Source organism: Nocardia sp. NBC_00565 (assembly GCF_036345915.1).
Classification (GTDB): domain Bacteria; phylum Actinomycetota; class Actinomycetes; order Mycobacteriales; family Mycobacteriaceae; genus Nocardia.
Genome location: NZ_CP107785.1, coordinates 7,485,757 through 7,511,979, shown reverse-complemented (window position 1 = coordinate 7,511,979; position 26,223 = coordinate 7,485,757). Strand labels below are relative to the sequence as shown.

Below are 26,223 nucleotides of genomic sequence, written 5' to 3'. Positions count from 1 at the left end.
CTATTGGCTGACGACCGGCACCGGCACTGCATCGATCAACGCTCGGGTGTAGTCGTTGCGTGGATGGTCGAAGATCTGTTCGGCGGCCCCGGCTTCGACGATCTTCCCGCGATACATCACCGCGATGTCGTGGGCCAGATTGCGGACCACCGAAAGATCATGTGAGACGAACAGATAGGACAGACCGTGTTCGGTCTGCAGGTTGCGCAGCAGATTCAGCACACCCGCCTGGATCGACACGTCCAATGACGACACCGGTTCGTCGAGGACGAGAATCTCCGGATCCAGCGCCAGCGCGCGGGCGATGCTGATGCGCTGCTTCTGGCCACCGGAGAAGTCGGCGGGATAGCGGTCGGCGTGTTCGGTGCGCAGGCCGACCTGTTCGAGCAGTTCCGGCACCCGCTTGGCGATTTCGGCGCGCGGACGGCCGTCGATGCGCATCGGTTCGGCGAGTACGTCGAAGATCGGCAGCCGCGGATCCAGTGCGGCCGTCGGGTCTTGGAACACGATCTGCATCTTCCGGCGGATCTCGCGTTTGCGCGCCTTGGTCAGGGTCGCGATATCGCTGCCCATGATCTCGATGGTGCCCGATTCCGGTTCGGCCAGTTCGAGAATCTGGGTGAGCGTGGTGGATTTTCCGGAACCGGACTCGCCGACCAGCGCCAGCGTGCGCCCGGCGCGCACCTCGAAACTGATGCCGTCGACCGCGCGGACCTCGCCCTTGCGCCGTTTGAACACCACCCCGGAGGTGATCGGGTAGGTCTTCACCAGATCCGATACCCGCAGCACCACACGTTCATCCGTCTCCGCCTCGGCGCTCGGCTCCGTAATCTCCTGGCGGTAGGCGTCGAACAGATCGGCGGAGGTGACCTCCGCGGTGCGGATGCACGCGGCCGCATGGCCGGGGCCGGTCTTCTCCAGCGGCGGCTCGGCCGCGCGGCAGTCGTCGATCGCGATCGGGCAGCGCGGCGCGAAGGAACAGCCCGGCGGCAGCGCGTGCATGGCGGGCGGCGCGCCGACGATCGGGATCAGCGGGCTGCGCGGTGGACTGTCCATGCGCGGGATGGAGCCGAGCAGGCCCACCGTGTACGGCATCCGTGGTGCCGCGAAAAGCTCTGTCGCTGGGGCGGTTTCGACGATCTTTCCGGCGTACATCACCGCGATCCGGTCGGCGAGCGTGGCCGCGATACCCATGTCGTGGGTGATCATGATGACGCCCGCGCCCGTGATATCGCGCGCCTTGCGCAGCAGATTCAGGATCTGCGCCTGCACCGTGACATCGAGTGCGGTGGTCGGCTCATCGCAGATGATCAGTGCGGGATCGTTGGCGATGGCCATGGCGATGACCACGCGCTGGCGCATACCGCCGGAGAACTCGTGCGGAAAGGCCTTGGCGCGCAACGCCGGATCCGGAATACCCACCAGATCCAGCAGCTCCACCGCCCGCGCGGCGGCTTCCTTGCCGGTCATATCGGTATGTGCGAGGAGCGCTTCGGCGACCTGATCGCCGACCCGGTACACCGGCGTCAGCGCCGAGAGCGGGTCCTGGAACACCATGCTGATGGACCGTCCACGCAGCTTGGACAATTGGCGATCGCCCAGGCCGAGCAGTTCGCGCCCGCGCAGCCGGATGGAGCCGTTGATCCGCGCCTGCTCCGGCAGCAGCCCGATCACCGCGAGCGAGGAGACCGATTTGCCGGAACCGGATTCGCCGACGATGGCGAGGACTTCGCCATCGGAGACCGTGTAGTTCACTCCGCGCACCGCGTCGATGCGGCCCTCCTCGCTGGGGAAGGAGACGCGCAGATCGGAGACCTCCAACAGCGGTGCGGTGGAGCTCTTCTCGATCGCGACCTTATCGGGCCCCGTCATGCGTTTTCCTTCTTCCGCGAGCGGGCCCGTTTTGCGCTGGGGTCGAACGCGTCACGCAATCCGTCACCGACCAGATTCGCCGAGAGCACGATGACGATCAGCAGTCCACCGGCGAACATGAACAGCCAGGGGAAGGTGAGCGCCGACGCGGTGCCCGAGGCGATCAGCGTGCCGAGCGAGACATCCGGCGACTGCACACCGAAGCCGAGGAAGCTCAAACCGGTTTCGGCCATGATCGACGCGCCCACCGACAGCGTGGTGTCGATGATCAGGATCGAGGCGATATTCGGCAGGATATGGCTGAGGATCACCGTCCTGGTCGGCGCGCCCATATACCGTGCGGCCTTGACGAATTCGCGTTCGCGCAGGCTCATCGTCAGCCCGCGCACGATGCGCGCGCTGATCATCCAGCCGAAGACGCTCAGCAGCAGGATCAGCAGGATGATGGAGCCGCTGCCCTTCGTCTTCGGCGCGAACAGCGCCACGATGATGAAGCTCGGCACCACCAGCAGCAGGTCGACCAACCACATGATGGCCTTATCGGTGAAACCGCCGATGAGTCCGGCGATCGAACCCGTCAGTGCCGCGATAGTGGTGCTGATGAGGGCCACACAGAAGCCGATGATCAGCGATTTCTGCATACCGCGCAGGGTCTGGGCCAGTACGTCGTGGCCGATGGCGTCGGTGCCGAAGGGATGGTCGGGGCTGGGTGGTTTGCGCAGTGCCGTGCCGTCGAGTTCCTGGTAGTCCCACGTCCAGAAGTACGGCAGCACATAGCTGACCAGGACCAGGACCAGCAGCACGATCACACCCGCCACGGCGGCTTTGTTGCGCAGGAAGCGGCGCAGGACGAGCTTGCGTCGACCCGATGCAGCGGTGATCTCGGGTGCGCCTTGAACAATGATCTCGGCTTCTGTCATCCCACACGCACCCTCGGGTCGAGAATCGCGTACACCACGTCGGAGAGCAGACCCGACACCAGCACCACCAGACCGGCGAAGGCCGTCACCGTGACGACCACGTAGAGGTCCTGGGCATTGATCGAGTTGACCAGCCACTCCCCGACACCGTGCCAACCGAAGATCTTCTCGGTGAAGGTCGCACCGGTGATCAGACCGCCGAGGCTGTAGGCGAACAACGTCGCCATCGGGATGAGCGCGGTGCGCAGGCCGTGCTTGTACAGCGCCTTGTTGCGGGTCAGACCCTTGGCGCGGGCGGTGCGGATGAAATCGCTCTGCAGCACGTCGAGCATGGCGTTGCGTTGGTAGCGGCTGTAGCCGGCCATCGCGCCGAGCGCGAGACCGGCCGTCGGCAGCACCAGATGCTGCAGGCGGTCGAGCAATTGCGGGAAGAAGCCGTTGATCTTGTTCGCCGAGGTCTCGCCGGTATAGAGGAAAATCTGCGAGCCGGTGAGCGTATTCACTTCCAGCGCACCGTATTTCAGCAATGTCGCGAGCAGGAACACCGGCGTGCTGAGCACCAGCAGCGAGATGACCGTGGTGAAGTAATCACTGAATTTGTATTGCCGGATGGCCCCGGCCGCACCGATCAACACGCCGAGCACGGTGCCGACGATCGAACCGATGATCAGCAGCCGCAGACTCACCAGCACCCGCCGTGGCAGCTCCTCGCTGACCGGCTGACCGGCCAGCGTCTGGCCGAAGTCACCCTGCGGGATGCCCTTCAGCCAGGAGATATAGCGCTGGGGGATCGGCTCGTTGAGATGCAGCTGCTCGGCCTTGGCATCGATCACCGCCTGCGGCGGACGTGGATTGCGCTGTTCGAGACTATCCAGCGGCGTAAACGTGAGCGACGCCAGACTGAATGTCAGGAACGAAGCCAGCAGCAACAGCACGACATAATTGAGCGCGCGTCGTAGCAGGAAGCCGGTCATCAGTCCTCTGGTCCTACGGCTGGTCGAGCCAGCATCGGGTATTAGCCCCTGATCATAAGGACGTGGGTGCGAGCGTGCGTGACACGCGTGAGATCGGCATGTCCTCGATTCTGGCGACACAGGTGCGTCCAGGCATTTCCCGGCGCTCCAAGGGGGAACGTCATGAGTGACCGCGCCGCCAGTCGCGACGCCGGACTCGCCCATCCAGTATCCGCAGCCAGCGGCCTCGCACGACGCACCACATCCGGCTGTCTCGCAACCTGATCCAGCGAAGTCGCGGACCGATGAGACGATGCGGGCCGACGATGCCCAGTGGCGTCGACCACCGTCCGCGTAGTAGCCGCGACCTCGCCGAGATGGTCTTCCGGCAGGATGGAATGGGTGACTCGCCTGCATCTGCCCAAGCCGAAGATGGTTGCCACCGATGTGGACGGCACCCTCATCGATCACGACGAGCGGGTTACCGCGCGAACCAAGGCGGCGGTGGAAGCCCTGATCACCGACGGCGTGCCGTTCGTGCTCGCCACCGGACGGCCGCCGCGCTGGATCGATCCCGTGGTCAACGGGCTCGGCTACGCGCCGCTGTGCGTCTGCGGCAACGGCGCGGTGATCTACGACAGCGCCGCCGACCGGGTGCTCGCCAGCCGGTCGTTGGACGTCGAAACGCTGTCCTGGATCGCCGACCTGGCCGAACGCGCGCTGCCCGGCTGCGGCCTCGCCGCAGAACGCGTCGGCGCCAGCGCGCACGACGCGGTGACGCCGCAATTCGTGAGCTCCCCCGAATACGAGCACGCCTGGCTCAATCCGGACGACACCGAGGTCTCGCGCAACGAGGTCATCGACGCGCCCGCGATCAAGATGCTGGTTCGACTACGCGGCACCAGCAGCGCCGAGATGCGCACGGTCCTGGCGCCGCTGATCGGCGACCGCGCTGACATCACCTACTCGACCGACCATGGCCTGATCGAACTCTCCGCGCCGGGCGTCACCAAGGCCTCCGGTCTGGCGACGGTGGCGCAGCGCCTCGGCGTCGAGCATTCGGCGATCATCGCGTTCGGCGATATGCCCAACGATGTGCCGATGCTGACCATGGTCGGTCACGGCGTCGCCATGGCCAACGCGCACCCGGAGGCGCTCGCCGCCGCGCAGGAGGTCACGGCGGCCAACTCCGAAGATGGTGTGGCGCAAGTGCTCGAGCGCTGGTGGCTCTGAGCCCTCGACTGCAGTGCGAGTTCGGAAAGGCACTGAGCCCAGCTCCGGCGTCGGAGCTGGGCTCGGGGTGTCGAGCGTGGATCGAACTCACTGCGGCGCCATGAGCGCCTCGGGCGTTGTCGGTGCCGCGACCTGGCCGGCCGGATTGCGGTTGATCTGCTGCTGGTAGCTGTCGTTGTAGGTCTTCCAGACCGTGGTGACGATGCCGGTCAGCTGGTTGAGAACCAGTGAGCCGTACTGGAAGTCGGTGCGCAGTCCGCTCGGCACGGTGTAGCTGTTGCTCAGCGGGAGCCCGAGGATGCCGGCATCCGCGCCCAGTGCGAGGAAGCGGTCCAGGATCGCGCCCATCACCTCGAACACCTGACCATTCGGTCCGGTGTAGACATATCCGTTGGCGAATTTGACGTACTGCCGGCCCTGGGTGGCGGGCACCGGCTCCGATTGGGCCGCACCGAGCGGACCGTCCGGTCCGCCCCGATCGGCCCAATGCTCGGCGATCGGGTTCTGATTCGCCATGCCGAGCAGCTTGGCGGTGAGTGCGGCCAGCGTGGCGAGGTCGGTCTCGGTGAGCGGTGCGGTCTGCGGTGGCGACTGCTGCGGTGCCCGCGCCTGCTGTTGCGGTTTGGTGCCGGACGCGACCGATATGCCCGCGGCGATATCGCGGATGCGGTCCATATCGGCGTAGGCGGCGTCACCGGGACAGGCGGTATTGCCGACATCGCGGTGCGCGAAGACCACGGGCAGCCGGACGGCCTCACCCTCCGCGTAGGGAGTGAATTGGGTGCCCTCGGAGTACATCGTGGTGTAGCCCTTGGGATCCAGGCCGGCGACCCTGGACCGCCAGCCGATGAACCGGCCGACCGCATCGATGGCCTCGTTCGAGGGCTCTGCGGATTCGTAGTTGCCCATCAGCGCGACGCCCGAGGTGTTCTCGTTGAACCCACCCGCGTGCGCGCCCTGCACCGGCTTGTCGAGTCCGCCGTAGCGGCCCTCGAAGATCTGACCGTACCTGTCGACCAGCGCGTTGTAGCCGATATCGCACCAGCCCAACGTCTTTGCGTGATAGGTGTAGATCGCGCGGACGATGCCGGCCGATTCGGCCTTGCTGTAGTCGTTGCGGCCCGCGGTGTGGTGCACGGTGATGCCGCCGACTTGGTCGTCGTAGGTGGGTTCGTCGCAGCGGATGTCTTCGTCCGCGCCCCACTGGGATCGGGTGATGACGTTCGGACCGCCGCCGGGCAGCGTCGCGGCGACATCGGAGAGCGCGGCGTCGATCGCGCCGCGGCCCGGATCGATGAGTACGGCCGTGAGTGCGGCGCCCTGCTGGGCGGGATCGTCGGAGCGTGGTGCGGCGGCCGGGGTCGGCCGCATCGGCACCGCGCCTTCCGCGTCACCCATGATGGGGGGCTGGGGTGTGGTCGCGACAGTCGGCTTGCGGGTGACCAGGATCTGCACGGCATTGGTGTCGCCGACGTAGATCGGCTCGGTGCCGGTGGTGGCCTCCGCCGCCGCGCGATCGTTGCGGCGGGTGTCGACGGCTTCGGTGTCGTACCAGCGTCCCCAGGTGCCGCTGGCCTCGCGGGCCCGGATCATCACCTTGGTGTTCGTCAGGTCGCGCGCGGTCAGTGCGACGACGCTGAATGGTTCCGGCCGGCTGAGCTCTTTGACCTGCGCGCCGACCTGGCTGACCAGCTGCGGCGGGACTGCGCCGGGCGTCAATGCCGGTGTGTCCGGGGTGACGCCGGGTTCCAGTTGGCCGGGGTCGGCGATGAAGGCGGTGGCCGTGGAGCGGCCGGGCGCGGTCTGGCCGGGGGTGGTGCCCGGTGTCGAGTAGAGAGATTGGCCAGGGGTAGCGCCTTGTGCGGAGTACGGGCTTTGGCCCAGAGTGGAGTACGAAGTTTGGCCCGGCGCGGTTTGACCGGGCACGGATCCGGGAATCGATTGGCCCGGGACGGTTTGGCCGGGAGTGCTCTGTCCCGAATTGAGCTGGGGTATCGGAATTTCCTCGGGTAGCTCTACGCCGGGCGGCAGCGGCAGGCCCTGCGGAACGGGAATGGATTCCGGTATCGGCAGCATGCGCAGATCGGAAAGATGCAGATCAGGTAGGTCGAGTCCGGTTAGTTCGCGCAGCGGAAGGGTGATGTCGGGCACCGTGGTGAGCGCCACCTCGGCCAGTTGCGCTGGAATTGCGGCGAGCTCGCTACCAGTTGTCGAGCGGTAATCGGGCGAGTCGCTGAGCATGAAAGTCGCGAGCGGCGCCGCTACCGCAAGTGTGGTGACAACCGGGAGCACGTAGCAACGTTTCGGTTTGCGGTACGGCACGAGCATCTCCAATCGGGTCGAACCGAGCGGTCATCTGCAGAAATGTCAGGGTTGCTTCCTGATGCATCAACGATCACACTAGTTAACAACTGTCACATATCTAAACCTCTAGTTGAGGAATTATGTGATTGCCTGAATGTAGCTCTCGGATTGCGGCCGGATGGCACGACATGCCGACAGGTATCGAACCGATCAGGTCCTGGAAAACCGTGGGAGTGAACGGATGCGACGCGAACAGCACCGGAATGGCAGCACACGGGGGGCGCGAGAATTGTGGATGAAAAGGACAGCGGCACACTGGCGAATTGGCCGAGGGCGGATATCGCGATCGCCGATATTCCGTCCGCTGCTGGTCACCGGTTGTGCCGCCATATTGGCCGGAACCGTGGTCGCGTGCTGGGTCGCGCCGACCGACACGCCGTATCGGGCGCTGGCCGGACCTGGTCACGGGCGCGGCATGAGCCAGGTCGGCGCGTTCGACAGTGCCCTGGAGGGGTGGGCGGCCGAACGCATTCTCGAGCACTACTATCCGGGCGCGACGCTCGGCAAAATCTCGGCGACCACCGTCGCGGTGCGCCTGCTGGCACAGGACGACTCCACGCTGGACGCCTATGCCGCCGCCGGATTGCGGGTCGCGGGTCAACTGCTCGCGCCCGGCCAGGTCGCGCATCTCACCGCGCTACCCGATGGCGGCGCGAATGTGGTCGTGACGGTCGGCTGTGACGGCGAGGTGCTGTGGCAGACCGCCACTTCCGACCCGTGGATCTATCCGATCAACCCGCGGCCCAACCGCCCCGCCGCCGAACATCTGACCCTGTGCGGCGGTTCGGCGTATCGCGGCGCGCTCGGCGTGGCGATGGAAGGCGCCGACGCGCGCACCGTCAATCGCGTCGATGTGGAGGACTATCTGCTCGGTGTGGTCCCGGCCGAGGTGCAGGCCAACTGGGCGGACAGGGGGGCAACGGAAGCCCTTCGCGCACAGGCGATCGCGTCGCGTTCCTATGCGCTGGCCGAGCATCGCTACCCGTATGCGCAGACCTGTGACAACACCGACTGCCAGGCGTATCCCGGTACCGCCAAAGAGGATCCGCGCGTGGCCGGCGCCATCACGGCGACTGCGGGGACAGTGCTGTTGCGGGACGGGCGAATTCTGCGTTCGGAGTACTCCGCCGCGCCCGACGGTGGGCAGCCCGCCGACATCTACGCCTTCGATGTCGGGCCGACACCCGCCGAACTCGGCATACCGGTGGTCGGTGCGGGCACCCCCGTGGACCCGCGCAGGCAGACCCTCGTCGCCGAATCGCCGATCGAGGTCGAATACCGCCGGCTCGGCGGCGCGAACAGCACGGTCGGTCAGCCGCTCGGCCCGGAGATGGCGCTGCCCCAGAACGCGGGCACCTACCGGCTTTTCACCAACGGCGTCATCATCGCGACACCGACGCTCGGTGCCCAGGTCGTCGACTTCACGACGCTGATGCAGTTGGTGCCGGATCCGCACGGGACGGCCCCGCAGGAGCACAAGCCGGGCAGTTCGGTGCCGCCCGCGAGCGCGGTGCCGCCGGGCAGTAACGGGGGTGCCGTGCCCAACGTCTTGCCAGAGGGCGCGGTGCCGCCGGGAGGCAATGTCTTGCCAGCGGGCGCAGGCAATTTCGCGCCTGCGGGCACGCTGCCTGGCGGTGTGCTCGATCCCGAAAGTGCCGTGTCGCCAGCAGGTTCCGTCGCGCACGGCATTACCCTCGCGCCGGAGACCGCGGCCTCGCCCGGGAACACGGTCGCGCCGAAAACCGCGTCGACCCCGACCCCGCCGCCTCCGCCGAGTCCCGCAATCCGCTCCGGCGGGCCGACAAGCGATGGCCTGTCGGCCGACGAAGAGTTCTAGTCGCAGGCCGCTGATGTCGCCCCCGACTCAGCTGCCGCTGCGGGGTTCCGGGATCTGCTCCGGTGGGCCTGTCGATCAGGATGACGCGGTATCGCCGAGGGACTCGGCCAGGGTCCGGAGCAGGTCTGCCAGCTCGCCGCGATCCTGCTGACCCAGCGAGGCGAGCAGGCGCTGCTCGTTCGCCATGTGCAACGGCAGCAGCTCGTCGATCAGGGTGCGGCCTGCTGCAGGTGCTCGGACTCGTCATCGCACTCGGCGGCACCCTGCTCGGCCAGATGGTCGGCCGGCCGCGGGTCACACCTGCCGCGGTGGTGCCGGAAGCGGTGCCGGTGGTTGCTGAGGCACGCTAGAAAAGTCCACGTCGAAAGGGGTTGACCTTGACGTAGCGTCAACTTGCAAGCTGGTTGTACCGACGAGAAAGAAGGGAGAACAGGTCATGACATCGGGCACCGAATGGTCCATCCAGGATCTGGCCAAGGCGGCCGGTACCACCAGCCGGACCCTGCGCCACTATGGGCAGTTCGGGCTGCTGCCGCCGAGCCGGATCGGCGCCAACGGCTACCGCTTCTACGACCAGGACTCCCTGGTTCGGCTGCAACGCATCCTGCTGCTCCGTGAGCTCGGCCTCGGCCTTCCGGTCATCGCCGAAGTCCTCGCCGGCGAGCAGGACACCACAGCCGCGCTGCGCACGCACCTAGAACTGCTTCAGCAGGAACAGGATCGGATCCGGCGCCAGATCGAATCGGTGACCACCACGCTGCACAAGACGGAACGAGGTGAACAACTCATGGCAGCAGAGGTTTTCGACGGTTTCGACCACACTCGGTACAAGGATGAGGTGATCGAACGCTGGGGCAAGGACGCCTACGAAAGCGGCGACCGCTGGTGGCGCTCGCTGAGTGCGGCCGAGCAGCAGGCGCACTTCCAGGCCCATCTGGATATCGCCGCCGACTACGGCCGGGCCTTCGCGACCGGGCTCGCCCCCGACAGTGACGAGGTCCAGGCCATCGTCGCGCGACACTACAACTATGTCGGTGCTGGTTCCCAGCGCCGCCCGTCCTTCGAGTACTTCACCGGACTCGGCGAGATGTACGTCGCGGACCCGCGTTTCGCGGCCAACTACGACAAGCACGGTGCGGGCACAACCGAATTCGTGCGTGCCGCGATGAACGCGTATGCCGAGGCCAACCTGCGGTAGCGCGAAAGCTCCCGTGTCACAGGAGGATCAGGGTGTCCGCATATCACATGCGGACGCCCTACTCGTACTATCCCCATACCGACGCCTGCGAGCGGGGTAAACGTCGAGTGGGCGCACCGTGATGTCCCGTTCGATGGGCAGCCGAATCGCTTGTGGGGCGGTAGGGTTCGCGATGTGGGAGGGGAATCTCGATGAGTTATCCGCACTCAGTCTGATCTTCGCCATCGCGCAGGTCGTACACGTCAGGGATAAATTGGATCTGATGGCGTTCGCGCTGATGATCGCGCTTGCGCCACTGGCCACGCTCGTTCTCGCCGCCGTACCGTCCACCGGCCGTTGGATTGCGGCGAAGCCGCGACGCTACTGAGCCGAGCCCGGCGGCCGTAGGATCGGACTGGTCCGCAACCATCGGGGAGGAGCGTCGACGATGCTGTACAAAAGTGGGGATCGGGCACCGAGCGGTGCGGTCGCGCAGACCGCCGCGGTGCTGGCGGTACTCGGCGGGCTGACCGATCTGATCGGCGGCACCTATCTGCTGATCGATTTCAGCGGCGACCGCGGCCGCTTCGACAATTCGCTCGTCATCTTCACCACTCTCGGTGCGGCCCTGATGGCCTGCGCGCTGATCTTCGGCGGTATTCAACTCTGGCGTCGGGACGAGACCGGTCGATACATGCTGCTCGTCGCGACAGGCGTCTCGATCGTGACCGGCCTTGTCGGCCTGGCCTGTTCGCTCACCGACTACGAATTCGGTCTCGGCATCTTCTGGTGGTCCACCACCGCCCACCCCCTCTGGACCTCCCCGCTCTTCGGCTTCGTCGGCCAACTGACCGCCCTCATCCAGGAAAACCTGCTCCGCACCGCACTAGACCTTGCCCTCCCCCTCACCACCTTCGCCTTGGCCGCCACCAAATACGCCGCCCACTGGACCGCCGCCCGCCCGACCCACCGAGCCCTCACCCACTGATCGCCACCGGTCGAGCGAAACACCCACGGCGCGGTACAGTTTCGCGATCGAAGTGGGAGGGAGATCTTGATGGGGTACCCGTACGGTCAACCGGGATATCCGAGTAACGGCCAGCCGCCGCTTGGTTACCAGCCGCCTGCCGGGGGCGGGACCGCGATTACCGCGGGGATACTCGCCTTAGTGATCGGGGGTTTGAACGTGCTCGGGGCAGCGGCGGTCGCCGCGGTCGATGCGAAGGTTCTCGACGTTACCCCCGGCAAGGTGCAATTCGCTGCGATCGCAGCCGGATTCATTGCTTTCCTGCTGATTCTGGGCGGTGTTCTGCTGCTGTGCCGATTGACCGCAGGGCGGGTCATGGTGATCCTCGGCTGCAGTCTGGCGCTGGTCAACATGGTGATCGGGGTGGCGCTGTTCGGGGTGTTCAGCCCGACGTCAGCAGTGGGTATCGTCCTTATGATCGCCACGATGTCGCTTGCTGCGGTCGGCCCGACCGGTCGCTGGATCGCCGCTCGCCGATCTGCGTCCCAATCCTTGTCGCCGTATGGTCAGCCTGCCCCGCCGCCATATGGTTCGCCTGCACCGTTGCCCTACGGGCAGCCCACCCAACCTGCGCCGTACGGGCAGTCGGCGCAGCCATTCGCCGCGCCGTATGCGCAATCCGCGCCCTACGGTCAACCGTCCGCTGCACCTTACGGCCAGCAGCCGCCGGATCCCTACCAGCAGCCCACCTTTCAGGCCGGGCAGTACCCGTACCCGCAGCAGCCTCCTACCGGTCAACCGACCTATCCGTACCAGTGACCTTGGTCCACAGCTCGTCTCAGCCTCGCTAGGCGGCAATCGCGGCTGAAGCTAGTTGCGCGCCTTGTCGAAGGCTGCACGCCGTATACGGGCTGCAGCTGTTGGCGAGGGCTGCAGCTGTTGGCGGGCTTATCGCATGCCGGGTGTGATCAGCCTCGAAGTGCTTGCATCAGTTGGTCTTCGGTGATCGGGGGGACTGGTAGGGGGTGGGCGGCGGTGGCTCGGAGGCCGTCGAGGACGAGGGCCAGGTGGCGGCGCCAGGCGTCGGGGGCGATCTTGGCGGTGGCTTCGATGATGCGGGTGTGTGACCAGGTGATGAAGGCGATGTCTTCGAGGACCCAGTCGGGGCGCAGCGCGCCGGATTCTTGGGCGCGGGTGGTGATTCGGCGCATGAGGCCGTGGCCGTATTCCTGGGCGCGGGCGATCGCGGGGCTGGGGGCGCCGCGCAGTGCGAGGTCGCTGAGTAGGCGGTCGGCGGCCTGGAGTTCGCAGACCTTTTCGACCAGGTAGACGAAAGCGTCCCAGGGGTCTGCGATGTCGAGCGCTTCCTGCGCGATGCGGGCGCCGTTTTCGATGCGGTCCTCTACGGCGGCGGCGATGAGGTCGTCGCGGGTGGGGAAGCGGTTGTAGAGGGTGCCGATGGCGACGCCCGCGCGGGCGGCGATCTCCTTGAGGGGCGCGTCGAGTCCGCGTTCCTCGAAGACCTCGCGGGCGGCGGATACGAGCGCGTCCCGGTTGCGTTGGGCGTCGCTGCGTAGCGGCTTGTCCACGGGCATTCGCCGATCCTACAAATTCGGGGGTGAATTTATCTTGAGCATAGGTTCAACTTAATGCTACTGTCGGAGCTAACTTGAACTATGGCTCAACTTAGTGGGGCGGGCATGACCAAGACGATCGCGATATTCGGATTCGGGCCGGGGCTCGGCATGGGGACCGGGCGGCGGTTCGGGCGAGAAGGGTTCCGGGTGGCGGTCATCGGCCGGAATCCGGATAAGGCGCGTCAGCATGTCGATGACCTGGCCGCCGAAGGCATCGAGGCCGCCGCCTTCCCGGCGGATCTCACCGACGAGAAACAGCTGCGCAGTGCGGTCGAGGACATCACGAACAAGTTCGGCCACATCGACGTCGCCATGCACGGCGCGGCCATGGATATGACCGATCGGATCCCGTCGACTCTCGACGTCGATATCGACACACTCCGAAAGCCGCTGGAGGTGAAGGTCTACTCACCGATCTCGATGACCCGCGCCCTCGCGCCCGCAATGGTCGAGCGTGGCGAAGGAGCGCTGCTGTTCTCCTCGGGGGTCTCCGACAAGAACCCGCTGCCGTACCTTGCCAACGTCGGTGTCGCCCTCGGCGCCCAACGCAACTACGTCCGCCAACTCGCCATCGAACTCCAGGGCACCGGCGTCTATGTGGGCCTGCTCAACATCGGCGTCCTGATCGGCAATAGCCAGGCCGAGCGCATCGTCGACGAGCACCCCGAACTCATCCCGGCCGGCCTGGAGATCGCCCGCATGACCAATGGCGAACTGGGCGACCACTATTGGCGCATGTATACGGCCCGCGACACCGTCGAGTCGGATGTCGGTTTCCCCGAATGAGTCGCGATCAGACCTCGGGCTGACTCGACGGGTCACGTCCCACGCTCCCGCACGCCCAGCGAGCGCCTCGCATATGTTGCAACCCTGTGCGGCGCTCGCTGGATGTGCGCTACCTGAACCGGTGGCGATCGGATCGTCCGGGTCGGTCGTTGGTGCAGTCGACGAACCAATGCGAGGCCGCAAACTGGACATTCGATCAGTTTGCGTGGATATGTAATAGCCACTGTGTTGCCGCTTCATCTCCATTTCGGCAAACTTCAGGAGAAATTCGGATGGCATCCGCGTGCCCGAGCCGCACCTCGAGACTCCACCCGGACCTCGCGCGGACTTCCGATACGCTGGGCTCCCGTGACCGTCGCATCGTCCCCGGGTAACTCCGCAAACTCCGCCTCACAGTTCGATCTGATCGTCGTCGGCTCCGGATTCTTCGGGCTGACCGTCGCCGAGCGCGCCGCCGCGCTACTCGGCAAACGGGTGCTGGTGATCGATCGTCGATACCACCTCGGCGGCAACGCCTATTCGGAGCCGGAACCGCAGACCGGTATCGAGGTGCACAAGTACGGGGCGCACCTGTTCCACACTTCGAACAAGCGGGTGTGGGACTACGTGACCCAGTTCACCGAGTTCACCGGCTACCAGCATCGGGTCTTCGCGCTGCACAAGGGGCAGGCCTATCAGTTCCCGATGGGCCTCGGTCTGATCTCCCAGTTCTTCGGCCGCTACTTCACGCCCGACGAGGCGCGCGAGCTCATCGCCGAACAGGCCGCGGAGGTCGAGACCAAGGACGCACAGAACCTCGAGGAAAAGGCGATCTCGCTGATCGGGCGCCCGCTCTATGAGGCCTTCGTCCGCGATTACACCGCCAAGCAGTGGCAGACCGACCCGAAGGAACTGCCCGCGGGCAATATCACCCGCCTGCCGGTGCGCTACACCTTCGACAACCGCTACTTCAACGACACCTACGAGGGCCTGCCCAAAGAGGGTTATACGAAGTGGCTGGAGAATATGGCCGCCTCGGAACTGATCGAGGTCCGGCTGAACACCGACTGGTTCGACGTGCGCGAGCAGATCCGCGCGGAGAATCCGGACGCTCCGGTCGTCTACACCGGCCCGGTGGATCGCTATTTCGATTACCGCGAGGGCGAACTCGGCTGGCGCACCATCGATTTCGAGACCGAGGTGCTCGACACCGGCGACTACCAGGGCACCTCGGTGGTGAACTACAACGATGCGGATGTGCCCTACACCCGCATCATCGAGCCGCGGCACTTCCACCCGGAGCGCGACAGCTATCCGAACGACAAGACCGTGATCATGCGCGAGTACTCCCGTTTCGCGCAGACCGGTGACGAGCCGTACTACCCGATCAATACGCCGGAGGACCGCGCCAAGCTCACCGCTTACCGCAACCTCGCGAAGCGGGAAACCGCGACGGCGAAGGTGCTCTTCGGCGGTCGCCTCGGCACCTACCAGTACCTGGACATGCATATGGCCATCGGCAGCGCGCTCAGCATGTTCGACAATGTCCTGCGGCCGCATCTCGAAGCGGGCGAGCCCCTCGTGGATGAAAGCAACGGATGACCTCCCAATCGATCTTGGAAGACATGACCACCGAAACCCGCGCGAAGTCGCTGCTGCAGCGCATCATCCTGCCCCGGCCGGGTGAACCGCTGGATGTGCGCACCCTCTATGTCGAGGAGTCCGCGACCAACGCCCGGCGCGCGCACGCCACCACCCGCACCTCGCTGTCGATCGGCGCGGAGTCGGAGGTGTCGTTCTGCACCTACTTCAACGCGCTGCCCGCCAGCTACTGGCGGCGGTGGAGCATCCTGAAGTCGGTGGTGCTGCGGCTGGAATTGGCCGGCCACGGTCGCGTGGACGTCTACCGCTCGAAGGCGGACGGTTCGCGAATCCACGTGCAGGGCAAGGAGTTCGCGGTCGCGCCCGGCACCGAATCGGTGCACGTGGAGTTCGAGACCGATCTCGGCCCGTTCGAGGACGGCGGCTGGATCTGGTTCGACATCACCACCGATACGGCGGTCACACTGCTGGCGGGCGGTTGGTACGCGCCGGTCGAGGCGCCCGGTACGGGCAGCATCGCGGTCGGCATGCCGACCTTCAACCGGCCGACCGATCTGGTGAAGACCCTGGCCGCCCTCGGGTCCGATCCGCTGGTGCTGGACAAGATCGCCGCGGTGATCATCGCGGACCAGGGCAACCGCAAGGTGGTCGACGAGCCCGGCTTCACCGAGGCCGCCGCCGTACTCGGCGACCGGCTCGCCATCCGCGATCAGCCCAACCTCGGCGGCTCCGGCGGCTACAGCCGGGTCATGTACGAGGCGCTGAAGACCACCGACGCGCAGTACATCGTCTACATGGACGACGATATCGAGATCGAACCCGATTCGATCCTGCGCGCACTGGCCTTCGCCCGCTTCGCCAAATCGCCCATGCTGGTCGGCGGGCAGATGCTGAACCTGCAGGAGCGCTCGCACCTGCACAGCATGGGTGAGGTCGTGGACCGCGGCATCTTCATGTGGACCTCCGCGCCGAATGTGGAATACGACCACGACTTCTCGAAGTACCCGCTCAAGGACCGCGACAATTCCAAACTGCTGCACCGGCGCATCGACGTCGACTTCAACGGTTGGTGGACCTGTGTGATCCCGCGCCAGGTCGCCGAGGAGATCGGCCAGCCGCTGCCGCTGTTCCTGAAGTGGGACGATGTCGAATACGGCCTGCGCGCCCGCGATCACGGCTACTCGACCGTCACACTTCCCGGCGCGGCCGTCTGGCATATGGCGTGGAGCGATAAGGACGACGCCATCGACTGGCAGGCGTACTTCCATCTGCGCAACCGTTTGGTCGTGGCCTCGCTGCATATGCCGGGCAATGGCCGCGGCATGGTCGTCAACACGGTCAAGGCGACCTTGAAGCACCTGCTCTGCCTGGAGTATTCGACGGTCGCCATCCAGAACCTGGCGATCAAGGACTTCCTCGCCGGCCCGGAGCGGCTGTTCCAGTTGCTGCCCTCGGCGCTCGGTGTCGTGCACGAGCTGCGCAAGCAGTACCCCGATGCGGTCATCCTGCCGTCCTCCACCGAACTCCCGCTGGCCAGCCACATCGGTGTCGGCGCGGTCGGTGAACCCGCGAATCCGATCGCCAAGGTGGTCCGCCTGGCCAAGGGCGTGGTGCACAACTTCCGTCCCGCGCTCACCGCGCACCACGAGCGCCCGCAGCTGAATGTGCCGACGCTGGATGCCCGCTGGTTCCTGCTCTCGCAGGTCGACGGCGTCACCGTCACCACCGCGGACGGCCGCGGCGTGGTCTACCGCAAGCGCGATCCGCGCCAGGCCCTCGGCCTGTTCAAGGAGGCCATGCGGCTGCGCAAGGAACTGGCCGCCCGCTTCCCGGAGATGCAGCAGCGCTACCGCGCGGCCCACCCGGAGTTGACGAGCACCGCGGCATGGGAGAACGTTTTCGGCATCGACACGAAGGATCAGCAGCAGTGAGTCTGGAAGCCCCCGCGGACGACAACACCGCGGTGCACGCACCGAGTGCGAACGGCCACGGTGGCCCGGTGTCCGCGGTGCCATCGGCGTCGCAGCCGCCCGAGGTCAAGATCATCAACGCCGTCCAGGCGAGCATCGGCGCCAAGCCGGAGGTGATCAAGGCGGCGCGCGGCATGTCGCACTTCGGTGAGCATGCGCTCGGCTGGATCGGCATCGCCGCGGCGGGCTGGCTGGTCGACAAACCGCGGCGCAGACAGTGGGCCGGTGTCGCGGTCGGCGCGGTCGGCGCGCACGCGGCATCGATCGTCATCAAGCGCATCGTCCGGCGACCTCGCCCGAACGATCCATCGGTGCAGGTCAACGTCTCGACGCCGAGCAAGCTGAGCTTCCCGTCCTCACACGCCACCTCCACCACGGCGGCGGCCGTGTTGCTCGGCAGATTGACCGGGCTACCCTTGCCTGCGGTGCTCGTCCCACCGATGTTGCTCTCCCGAGTGGTTCTCGGGGTGCACTATCCCTCCGACGTGCTCGCCGGATCCGCGCTCGGCGCCGCGTCCGCCGCTGTTGTGCTTGCCGCCGAAAAGAGACTCGATAGTGACCGCAGAAGAAAAGACCTTGGTTGACATGAGTGAAGAGCCGACCAGCACCGACCTAGCCGAAGCAGTCGTCAAGGGTCCACCCAAGACGTTGGCCGGTGGACTGTTCAAGGCGGTCCGGCCGCGCCAGTGGGTCAAGAACGTGCTGGTGCTCGCCGCGCCCTTGGCGGCGGGTCCGGATACGGCCACCGATCTGACCGTGCTCGGTCATGTCGGTCTCGCGTTCGTGGTCTTCTGCATGGCGGCCTCGGGCATCTACCTGGTCAACGACGCGCTCGATGTGGAGGCCGACCGGGCGCACCCGACCAAGCGGTTCCGCCCGATCGCTGCGGGCATCGTCCCGGTGAATCTGGCCTACCTGCTCTCGGTGGTGCTGCTGGTCGGATCGATCGCCGGATCGTTCCTCGCCTCGTGGCATCTGGCCGTGGTGATGGCGGTCTACATCGGCATCCAGCTGGCCTACTGCTTCGGCCTCAAGCACCAGGCGGTGCTGGACATCTGCATCGTGTCCTCGGGCTTCCTGCTGCGCGCCGTTGCCGGTGGCGCCGCCGCGAATATCGAACTGTCGCAATGGTTCCTGCTGATCATGGCGTTCGGCTCGCTGTTCATGGCCGCGGGCAAGCGGTACGCGGAACTGCAGATCGCGTTGAGCACCGGCGCCAAGATCCGCAAGTCGCTCGAGTACTACACGCCGACCTATCTGCGCTTCATCTGGACCCTCGCCGCGACGGCGGTGGTGGTCTTCTACGGCCTGTGGGCGTTCCAGCAGGACAACTTGAAGCACACCAATTGGTTCGCAATCTCGATGATTCCGTTTACCATCGCAATCCTGCGTTACGCGGTCGACGTCGATGGCGGCGAGGCCGGTGAACCCGAAGAGATCGCGCTGGGGGATCGCATCCTCCAGTTCCTCGCAATCGCCTGGATCGGAGCGGTAGGTGTCGCTGTCTATCTCACCTGACGAGATGTTGGTAGCGGGATTGGAGCGAACAGAAGACGAGAACGAGCGGCCCGCCGATGCGCGGGCCGGCTCGCTCTCGCGGTTCGCGAGGCTATCCCGAGCCACCTTCGTCGGTGGGATCGCGCTCACGGTGGTGCTCTTCACGGTCGGCGCCTGGCAGCGACGCTGGATCGCCGACGACGGCCTCATCGTGCTGCGCACGGTGCGGAACCTGCTGGCGGGCAACGGGCCGGTCTTCAACGAGGGTGAGCGCGTCGAGACCAACACCAGTACGGCCTGGACCTACCTGGTGTGGTTCTTCAGCTGGCTCACCCAGGCCCGGCTCGAGTACGTCGTACTCGGTGTCGCGCTGACCGTCTCGATGCTGGCGATCGTCTTCGCCATGATCGGCACGGCGCGCCTGTGGGGCGGGACCAGGTCATCGCTGCTGCTGCCCGCGGGTGTGTTCGTCTACATCGCGCTGCCGCCCGCCCGCGACTACGCCACCTCCGGTCTGGAGAGCGGTCTGGTCATCTGCTGGCTCGGCCTGCTGTGGTGGCAGCTGATCCGCTGGAGTCAGGCCGAGCGGGTGAAGCTGCCCGCGCTGTTCGGTCTGGTATTCCTCGCCGGCCTCGCACCGCTGATCCGCCCGGAGATGACCCTGGTCGGCGCGCTGGCGCTGATGATGATCTTCCTGGCTCCGCTGCCGGAGTCCCGGCTGCGCCCGATCGTGTTGCGCGGCTTGATCGTTGCCGTCGCCGGGCTGGTGCCGATGTGCTACCAGGTCTGGCGGATGGGCTACTACGGCCTGCCCTACCCGAATACCGCGGTCGCCAAGGACGCGGGCGGGGCCAAGTGGGGGCAGGGCTTCAAATACCTCTGGGACCTGGTCGGTCCGTACTACCTCTGGGTGCCGCTGCTGGTGCTGCTGGTCGCCGGTGTCATCGCGGCTCGCTCGTCGCGGGCCGCGAAGGCCACCGCCGGTGCGCACACCGCCACCGACGGACAGTCGCGCTGGACGGTGCGCCGGGGGCGCGAATGGCTGCGTTCGCCGAGTGCGGTGGTCGCGCTCATGCTCGGCAGCGGAGTCGTCCTCACGGTCTATGCGCTGCGCGTCGGCGGCGACTTCATGCACGGCCGGATGCTGCTGCCGCAGCTGTTCTGCCTGCTGCTGCCGGTCGCCGTGGTGCCGATCCGGCTGCCGCTTGCCGCTGTCAACCGCCAAGGCGGCCTGCGCGCGGTGACGGCGCGGGATTGGTCCTTCGCGGTACTCCTGCTCGCATTGGTCGGCACCGCGGGCTGGGCGCTGTTCGCCGCCAATACGACGGCCATCAAGACCGGCACCAAGATCAGCTCGTCCGGCATCGTCGACGAGCGCGTCTACTACGTCCTCAACACCGGCCACGACCACCCGATCCTGGCCGAGGACTACCTGGACTACCCGCGCATCCGGGCCATGGTGAACAACATCGCCGAGACCCCCAATGGCGGGCTGCTGCTGAACGCGCCGTCGTTCATGTTCTGGTACATCGCGCCCCCGCCGCAGCCGATTCCCGACGGTGGCGCCGGACATACCGTCTACTTCCTGAACCTCGGCATGACCAGCATGAACGTTCCGCTGGACGTGCGCGTCATCGACCAGATGGGCCTGGCCTATCCGCTGGCCGCGCACACCGACCGGCTCACCGACGGCCGGATCGGGCACGACAAGAGCCTGTATCCGGACTGGGTCGTGGTGGATACCGGCATGGTCGACCAGCATCCGTGGATGCCCTGGTACATGGACGAGAAGTGGGTAACCCAGGCCCGCGCCGCCACGAAATGCCCGGATACCGAGGCACTGATGATCTCCTACCGGGACCCGCTAACCTGGGACCGCTTCGAACACAACCTGCGCAATGCGCTGCGGTTCGCGAAGTACCGGATCGATCGGGTGCCGCGGTACGAGATCGAGCGGTGCGGGCTCGTGGATCCGTATCCGCAGCCGCAACGCTAGTGACTGCTTGCAGGTCGCTCGAAAGGGTCGGCTAGTGACTGCTTGCAGGTCGCTCGAAAGGGTCAGCTAGCGACTGCTTGCAGGTCGCTCGAAAGGGTCAGCTAGGGAGAAATTGTCGTTCAGCGACTATCTCGATTCGCTTGAAACGGCATCTCCAGTCACACTGGGCCCATGGACCTCCATGGGCCCAGTTGTTTCATTGACCTGCAGCGTTAAACGTGTCGCAGATCGCTTTATCTCTTTTTGATAACGCCAGCGCATCGATGACGCGATAGGGTACGTGAGTACGCCCGTTGGGGTGTCCGATTCGACATGGGCGAGCCCCAGTGGTCAACGTAGAGACGCGGTCGAGTAACGCACCGCTTAACGAAAGGCCGAAAACTAGATGCGAGGCGTGATCGGGACGCAGGTTGGACGTTTGAGAACCCAAAGAGCCGGTTCGTGGTTCAAGCGGTCGGTGCTGATGTCCCTGGCTATCTTGCTGCCGCTCGGGGTGTCAGTAGCAGGTCCGGCGGGTTCCGCGTCGGCGGCGTTCAATCCGGACGCCTTCGATTTCTGGGTGGACTCCAGCATGGGGCCGATCAAGTCGCGGATCTTCCGCGCCGCGGACGGCAATACCGGGCGCGTGGTGTACGCGCTGGACGGCATGCGGGCCCGCGGTGACCTCAACGGCTGGGAGGCCGAGACCGAGGTCGCCCGTGAGCTCACCAAGTGGAACATCAACGTCGTCATGCCGGTCGGCGGCCCGTCCAGCTTCTACGCGGACTGGAACGCGCCGGGCAACTTCCTCGGCATGAGCACCGGATCCTCGGGTTCGGCCAACGGTTCCTCCTCCGGTTCCGCGATGACGGGCTCCTCCGGCTGGAACGAAACGCTCGGCAAGTCGAACACCTACAAGTGGGAGACCTTCCTCACCAGCGACCTGCGCAACGCACTGCGTGACCGCCTGGGCTTCAGCCCGACCCGCAACGGCGTCTTCGGCCTGTCCATGGGCGGCAGCGCCGCGCTGACGCTGTCGGCCTACCACCCGGACCAGTTCGTCTATGCCGGTTCGTACTCCGGCTACCTGAACGTCTCCGCGCCGGGCATGCGCGAGGCGCTGCGCGTGGCCATGATCAGCGCCGGCGGCTACAACATCGACGCGATGGCGCCGCCGTGGGGCCCACAGTGGCTGCGGATGGATCCGTTCGTCTTCGCGCCGCGACTGATCCAGAACAACACCAGGCTCTGGGTCGCCGCCGGTAGCGCGCTGCCCGGCCCGGCCGACGCCTCCGCGCCGCTGGACATCATCCAGGGCACACCGCTCGAGGCGCTCGCATTGGTCAACACCCGTGCCTTCCAGGTCCGGATGGCGACGCTGGGTGCCCAGAATGTCACCTACAGCTTCCCGTCGGTCGGCATCCACAACTGGCACAACTGGGAGTCCGAGGTCTACCGGATGATCCCCGACCTCTCCGCCAATATCGGTTGATATAGCCAGCCTCCGAAAACCGCCCGGTGTGTTCGCACATCGGGCGGTTTTTCGTTTGCCGACTTCAAGTCCGCAACCCTGGTTGACAACGAATCAGCTGCGGGATGCCTTCGATAGTTGTGGGGTGGATCGCTTTCCAGCAACATGGAAGCGTTCGTTAGCGATTGATGTACGGACAGCATGCATACAGGTGGAAACGTCCGTTTTGCGTAGGTCGGTCCGCGTTTATGCCCGATGAGGGGTCAGTTGAAGTTGCCGTATATTCGCTGGCTGGCCGCCTGGATGAAAGGTCGAGTCGAATGCGAAGTGCGCGCTGGAAACGTAGGCCCGCAAGCTCATGCAGGTCTTCGAACAGGGCAACCTCTGGTTCGTGGGCGAAGAAGTGTGTGCTCGCAGTGGCGACGGCCATGCTGTTACCGCTCGGAATCTCGATCGCGGGCAGCGGCGCGACCGCAGCGGCGGGCTTCAACCCCGCGATGTTCGACTTCTGGGTCGATTCCGGCATGGGCCCGATCAAGACCCGAGTGTTGCGTGCCGCGGACGGCAATACCAACCGCGTCGTGTACGCGCTCGACGGCCTGCGGGCACCGGAGACGTTGAGCGGTTGGGAGATCGAGACCAACGTCGCCGAGCAGATGGCGAGCTGGAATATCAACGTCGTCATGCCGGTCGGTGGCATGTCGAGCTTCTATGCCGACTGGAACGCGACCAGTGAGTTTCTCGGCATCCCGGCGGGCAGCGGCTCGAATTCCGGCTCCGGCGCGATGAACGCGCTCTCGGGCGGCCCGGGTAAGAGCTACCGGTATCAGTGGGAGACGTTCCTGACCCAGAACCTGCGCTGGGCGCTGCGCGACCGGCTCGGCTTCAACCCATACGGCAACGGCGTCTTCGGGCTGTCCATGGGCGGCAGCGCCGCACTCACGCTGGCCGCGTATCACCCCGACCAGTTCAGATTCGCGGGTTCGTACTCCGGCTTCCTGAACAACTCCGCGCCGGGTATGCGTGAGGCGATCAGGGTGGCGATGATGGACGCGGGCGGCTACAACGTGGACTCGATGGCGCCGCCGTGGGGCCCGCAGTGGCTGCGGATGGATCCGTTCGTCTTCGCGCCCAACCTGGCGCAGAACGGCACCAGGCTGTGGATCGCCGCCGCGAGCGGATTGCCGACCTCCCAGGACGGTCCGAGCTTCAACACGCTCAACGGCATGGCCCTGGAGACGTTGGCGCTGGCCAACACCCGGGCCTTCCAGGTGCGCATGGCGACGCTGGGCGGTGGCAATGCCGTCTACGATTTCCCGACCTTTGGCATCCACGCCTGGAACAACTGGCAGGACGAGTTCAGCCGCATGCTTCCGGACCTCTCCGCCAACATCGGTTGAGTGCTGTGTCCAATTTGCAGCGCCTGCGGTGCCGCGAACGTCGCTCGTAAGACCCGCTCCCCGTGGGCGAGTAGGTGGTGAACAAGCCGCCTGGTGTCTGCACACCAGGCGGTTTCGTTTCTTTTGTCCGTGTTGATGTATTTTGTCCGCTTGTGGCTGGATGATTGCTGACGAAAAGAATTTCAGTGTGGCCTGCTTGGTGGAGGTCCGTAGTTGGAGTCCGCACCGATAATTCTCTGGACTCCATCACGATCCGGTATCGCGGCGGCTCTTTGCTCGGGTCGTTTGAATATTTGCCCATAGAAGAGCGGTAACGCCGAGAACTTCGGTGCGCGGGAAGCGTCGGTGTCGACTGTCGAGCCGCATGCGCGACAGTGGCGATCAACGGTGTTCGCATGGGCGAATCGATGCGATCTGATGGAGTAAGCGGAATGGTTGCCGAGGCGCGTGGCGGTGGGTGGTTGCGGCGGTCGGTGACCGGAGTGGCCCTCGCGTTGACGCCGTCGCGGCCGTCGGTCTCACCGCGCCCGCCGCGGCCGCCTTCAACCCGGCCGGATCCGACTTCTGGGTCGACTCCAGCATGGGCCCGACCAAGACCCGCATCTTCCGCGCCGCCGACGGCAACACCCGTCGCATCGTGTGCGCACTGGACGGCCTGCGTGCCCGCAACGACCTCAGCGGCTGGGAGATCGACACCGAGATCTCCCAGGTGCTGCCGCGGTGGAATATCAACGTGGTCATGCCGGTGGGCGGTCAGTCCAGTTTCTATTCGGACTGGATCGCGCCGAGCAACACCAACGGTCAGCAGCGCGCCTACACCTGGGAGACGTTCCTGACCCAGAACCTGCGGTGGGCGCTGCGCGACCGGCTCGGCTTCAACCCGTACGGCAACGGTGTGTTCGGACTGTCCATGGGCGGCAGCGCGGCACTGGCGCTGGCCGCCTACCACCCAGATCAATTCCGGTATGCCGGTTCGTATTCGGGCTATCTGAATATCTCCGCGCCCGGTATGCGCGAGGGGCTGCGACTGGCGCTGCTGGACTCGCTCGCCTCGACCAACGCGGTCTTCGACTGCCCGGCGGTCGGCACGCACAACTGGCCCTACTGGACCGACCAAGTGTTCAAGATGCTGCCGGATCTGAGCGCGAACCTAGGGTGATCGAATCCGGTCTCCCTAACGGATCCCTAATTCCGTCCGAAATTCCCGTTCCGGCACGACATCTCCGGTCGAACGCGCTAAGGTCACCGCACGATCACAGCTTGTGAACGGGCGGAATTCGGCCACTCGAATACCCCCGGTCTTGCTAAGACTTCGCACGTCGAATAACCTCCAGCGAGCGCAAGTGTGACCAGATCGTTGTAGCGCCGTCTCTTGTGCCGGAATGTCGGGTACCGGGATCACACGCGACGCGCGTCTCGTTGGCAGCACGGGTGTTGCCCGGCCCTCCAAGGGCTACGGGCGGCACCACAACAGCAGAAAGAGAGCAGGATTCATGCGTTTCGGCAGGGCGGCCGCGCCGAAGAGAACCAAGTCGGGACGGCGAGGTACTCCTCGTGGTTGGCGTAATCGAATTCTGGGTGTCGGAGCCGCTGCACTAGCGCTGCCGATTGCCGCAGGTGTGACGGGCCCGACCGTCGCAATGGCCGCGCCGATGCACGGCCCCGCATTGCGGACGCCGTCGGGCGGCTTCGAGGATCTGATGGTCCCGTCGGTGATGGGCCCGATCAAGGTCCAGGTGCAGTGGGCAGCGCGCGGCGGCGACGCGGCGCTTTACCTGCTCGACGGCCTGCGTGCGCGTGACGACCGCAATGCGTGGTCGTTCGAGACGAATGCCCTCCAGCAGTTCGGGAACGACAACATCTCGCTGATCATGCCGGTCGGCGGCCAGTCGAGCTTCTACGCAGACTGGTACAGCCCGAGCAACACCAATGGCCAGAAGACCACCTACAAGTGGGAAACCTTCCTGTCCAAGGAGCTGCCGGACTTCCTCGCGGGCTATGGCGTATCGCGCACCAACAACGCGATCGTGGGTCTGTCGATGGGTGGCTCCGCCGCCCTGGCGATGGCGGCATACCACCGGGACCAGTTCAAGTTCGCCGCCTCCTACTCCGGCTACCTGAACATCTCCGCGCCGGGTATGCGTGAGGCGATCCGCGTTGCGATGCTGGACGCGGGCCGCTATAACGTCGACTCGATGGCCGCGCCGTGGAGCTCGCAGTGGCTGCGGATGGACCCGTTCGTCTTCGCGCCGCAGTTGCGGGGTCTGCCGATGTACATCTCGGCGTCCAGCGGTCTGCCCGGGCAGTTCGATCAGCCGAACTCGGCGGTCGGCGTCTTCAACACCGGTACCGCGATGGCGCTCGAGGCACTCTCGCTGGTCAACACCCGGGCTTTCCAGTCTCGCCTCGCCTCGCTCGGCATCCCGGCCCGGTTCGACTTCCCGGCCAGCGGCACCCACTCCTGGAAGTACTGGGAGGGCGAGCTGTTCAACTCCCGCAACCAGATCCTCGACGCCACCGGCGGTTGGTGATCTAGCGGTACAGACGCCGAACGGCGCCGTCTGTTTCCTTCGGGAAGCGGCG

21 protein-coding genes are annotated in these 26,223 nt (G+C 65.7%); 16 read left to right on the top strand and 5 right to left on the bottom strand.

The features are described from left to right. Genes OG874_RS34635 through OG874_RS34625 form a run of 3 tightly spaced genes read right to left on the bottom strand, consistent with a single transcriptional unit; the run spans position 1 to position 3,766 of the window. Positions 1–1,872 (bottom strand): ABC transporter ATP-binding protein, encoded by a 1,872-nt coding sequence (locus tag OG874_RS34635; RefSeq protein ID WP_330251263.1) that lies wholly within the window; start codon positions 1,870–1,872, stop codon positions 1–3. After that, the gene (locus tag OG874_RS34630) at positions 1,869–2,792 is read right to left on the bottom strand and encodes an ABC transporter permease (protein ID WP_330251262.1); all 924 of its coding nucleotides are present in this window, start codon (positions 2,790–2,792) and stop codon (positions 1,869–1,871) included. Before OG874_RS34630 ends, OG874_RS34635 begins: the two co-directional genes overlap by 4 nt. Beyond that, positions 2,789–3,766, bottom strand: a complete 978-nt coding sequence (locus OG874_RS34625) for an ABC transporter permease (RefSeq protein ID WP_330257554.1) — start codon at positions 3,764–3,766, stop codon at positions 2,789–2,791. Before OG874_RS34625 ends, OG874_RS34630 begins: the two co-directional genes overlap by 4 nt. 372 nt (positions 3,767–4,138) lie before the next feature. On the opposite strand from OG874_RS34625, the gene OG874_RS34620 reads away from it, so the two are divergent. Beyond that, entirely contained in the window at positions 4,139–4,978 is an 840-nt protein-coding gene (locus tag OG874_RS34620) for an HAD family hydrolase (protein WP_330251261.1), read from the top strand. A gap of 87 nt (positions 4,979–5,065) precedes the next feature. Here OG874_RS34620 and OG874_RS34615 read toward each other — a convergent pair whose 3' ends face one another. Then, the gene (locus OG874_RS34615) at positions 5,066–7,306 is read right to left on the bottom strand and encodes an N-acetylmuramoyl-L-alanine amidase (protein WP_330251260.1); all 2,241 of its coding nucleotides are present in this window, start codon (positions 7,304–7,306) and stop codon (positions 5,066–5,068) included. A 271-nt stretch (positions 7,307–7,577) separates the two neighbouring features. Between OG874_RS34615 and OG874_RS34610 the strand changes: the two genes are divergently transcribed. The 5 genes from OG874_RS34610 (at position 7,578) to OG874_RS34590 (ending at position 12,142) form a co-directional block, all read left to right on the top strand. Then, a complete protein-coding gene (locus tag OG874_RS34610; RefSeq protein ID WP_330251259.1) occupies positions 7,578–9,179 on the top strand; it encodes a SpoIID/LytB domain-containing protein in 1,602 nt (533 codons plus the stop codon). Between the two features lie 436 nt (positions 9,180–9,615). Continuing rightward, the gene (locus tag OG874_RS34605) at positions 9,616–10,377 is read left to right on the top strand and encodes a MerR family transcriptional regulator (RefSeq protein WP_330251258.1); all 762 of its coding nucleotides are present in this window, start codon (positions 9,616–9,618) and stop codon (positions 10,375–10,377) included. Between the two features lie 172 nt (positions 10,378–10,549). Further along, entirely contained in the window at positions 10,550–10,744 is a 195-nt protein-coding gene (locus OG874_RS34600) for a hypothetical protein (protein WP_330251257.1), read from the top strand. Between the two features lie 60 nt (positions 10,745–10,804). Next, a complete protein-coding gene (locus OG874_RS34595; RefSeq protein WP_330251256.1) occupies positions 10,805–11,344 on the top strand; it encodes a hypothetical protein in 540 nt (179 codons plus the stop codon). Between the two features lie 69 nt (positions 11,345–11,413). After that, on the top strand, positions 11,414–12,142 hold the full coding sequence (locus OG874_RS34590) for a hypothetical protein (protein WP_330251255.1): 729 nt from the start codon (positions 11,414–11,416) through the stop codon (positions 12,140–12,142). 149 nt (positions 12,143–12,291) lie between these two features. On the opposite strand, the gene OG874_RS34585 is transcribed toward OG874_RS34590, so the two are convergent. Next, positions 12,292–12,918: a TetR/AcrR family transcriptional regulator gene (locus OG874_RS34585; protein ID WP_330251254.1), complete on the bottom strand. Its 627-nt coding sequence runs from the start codon at positions 12,916–12,918 to the stop codon at positions 12,292–12,294. 105 nt (positions 12,919–13,023) lie between these two features. Here OG874_RS34585 and OG874_RS34580 point away from each other — a divergent pair, with 105 nt between their 5' ends. The 10 genes from OG874_RS34580 to OG874_RS34535 all read left to right on the top strand — a co-directional run bounded on the left by OG874_RS34580 (position 13,024) and on the right by OG874_RS34535 (position 26,171). Beyond that, the gene (locus OG874_RS34580) at positions 13,024–13,746 is read left to right on the top strand and encodes an SDR family NAD(P)-dependent oxidoreductase (RefSeq protein WP_330251253.1); all 723 of its coding nucleotides are present in this window, start codon (positions 13,024–13,026) and stop codon (positions 13,744–13,746) included. Between the two features lie 348 nt (positions 13,747–14,094). After that, positions 14,095–15,327: a UDP-galactopyranose mutase gene (gene glf / locus OG874_RS34575; RefSeq protein ID WP_330251252.1), complete on the top strand. Its 1,233-nt coding sequence runs from the start codon at positions 14,095–14,097 to the stop codon at positions 15,325–15,327. Then, positions 15,324–17,258 (top strand): glycosyltransferase, encoded by a 1,935-nt coding sequence (locus OG874_RS34570; RefSeq protein ID WP_330251251.1) that lies wholly within the window; start codon positions 15,324–15,326, stop codon positions 17,256–17,258. The genes glf and OG874_RS34570 overlap by 4 nt, the downstream gene beginning before the upstream one ends. 68 nt (positions 17,259–17,326) lie before the next feature. After that, a complete protein-coding gene (locus tag OG874_RS34565) occupies positions 17,327–17,881 on the top strand; it encodes a phosphatase PAP2 family protein (RefSeq protein WP_330257553.1) in 555 nt (184 codons plus the stop codon). A gap of 1 nt (position 17,882) precedes the next feature. After that, a complete protein-coding gene (locus OG874_RS34560) occupies positions 17,883–18,815 on the top strand; it encodes a decaprenyl-phosphate phosphoribosyltransferase (RefSeq protein ID WP_330251250.1) in 933 nt (310 codons plus the stop codon). A 4-nt stretch (positions 18,816–18,819) separates the two neighbouring features. After that, positions 18,820–20,790 (top strand): flagellar motor control protein ZomB, encoded by a 1,971-nt coding sequence (gene zomB / locus OG874_RS34555; RefSeq protein ID WP_330257552.1) that lies wholly within the window; start codon positions 18,820–18,822, stop codon positions 20,788–20,790. A gap of 463 nt (positions 20,791–21,253) precedes the next feature. Next, the gene (locus OG874_RS34550; RefSeq protein WP_330251249.1) at positions 21,254–22,261 is read left to right on the top strand and encodes an alpha/beta hydrolase; all 1,008 of its coding nucleotides are present in this window, start codon (positions 21,254–21,256) and stop codon (positions 22,259–22,261) included. A gap of 407 nt (positions 22,262–22,668) precedes the next feature. Further along, positions 22,669–23,640 (top strand): alpha/beta hydrolase family protein, encoded by a 972-nt coding sequence (locus OG874_RS34545; protein WP_330251248.1) that lies wholly within the window; start codon positions 22,669–22,671, stop codon positions 23,638–23,640. A gap of 457 nt (positions 23,641–24,097) precedes the next feature. Further along, a complete protein-coding gene (locus OG874_RS34540; RefSeq protein WP_330251247.1) occupies positions 24,098–24,799 on the top strand; it encodes an alpha/beta hydrolase-fold protein in 702 nt (233 codons plus the stop codon). A 334-nt stretch (positions 24,800–25,133) separates the two neighbouring features. Beyond that, positions 25,134–26,171, top strand: a complete 1,038-nt coding sequence (locus OG874_RS34535) for an alpha/beta hydrolase (protein ID WP_330251246.1) — start codon at positions 25,134–25,136, stop codon at positions 26,169–26,171. The last annotated feature ends 52 nt before the right edge of the window (positions 26,172–26,223 follow it).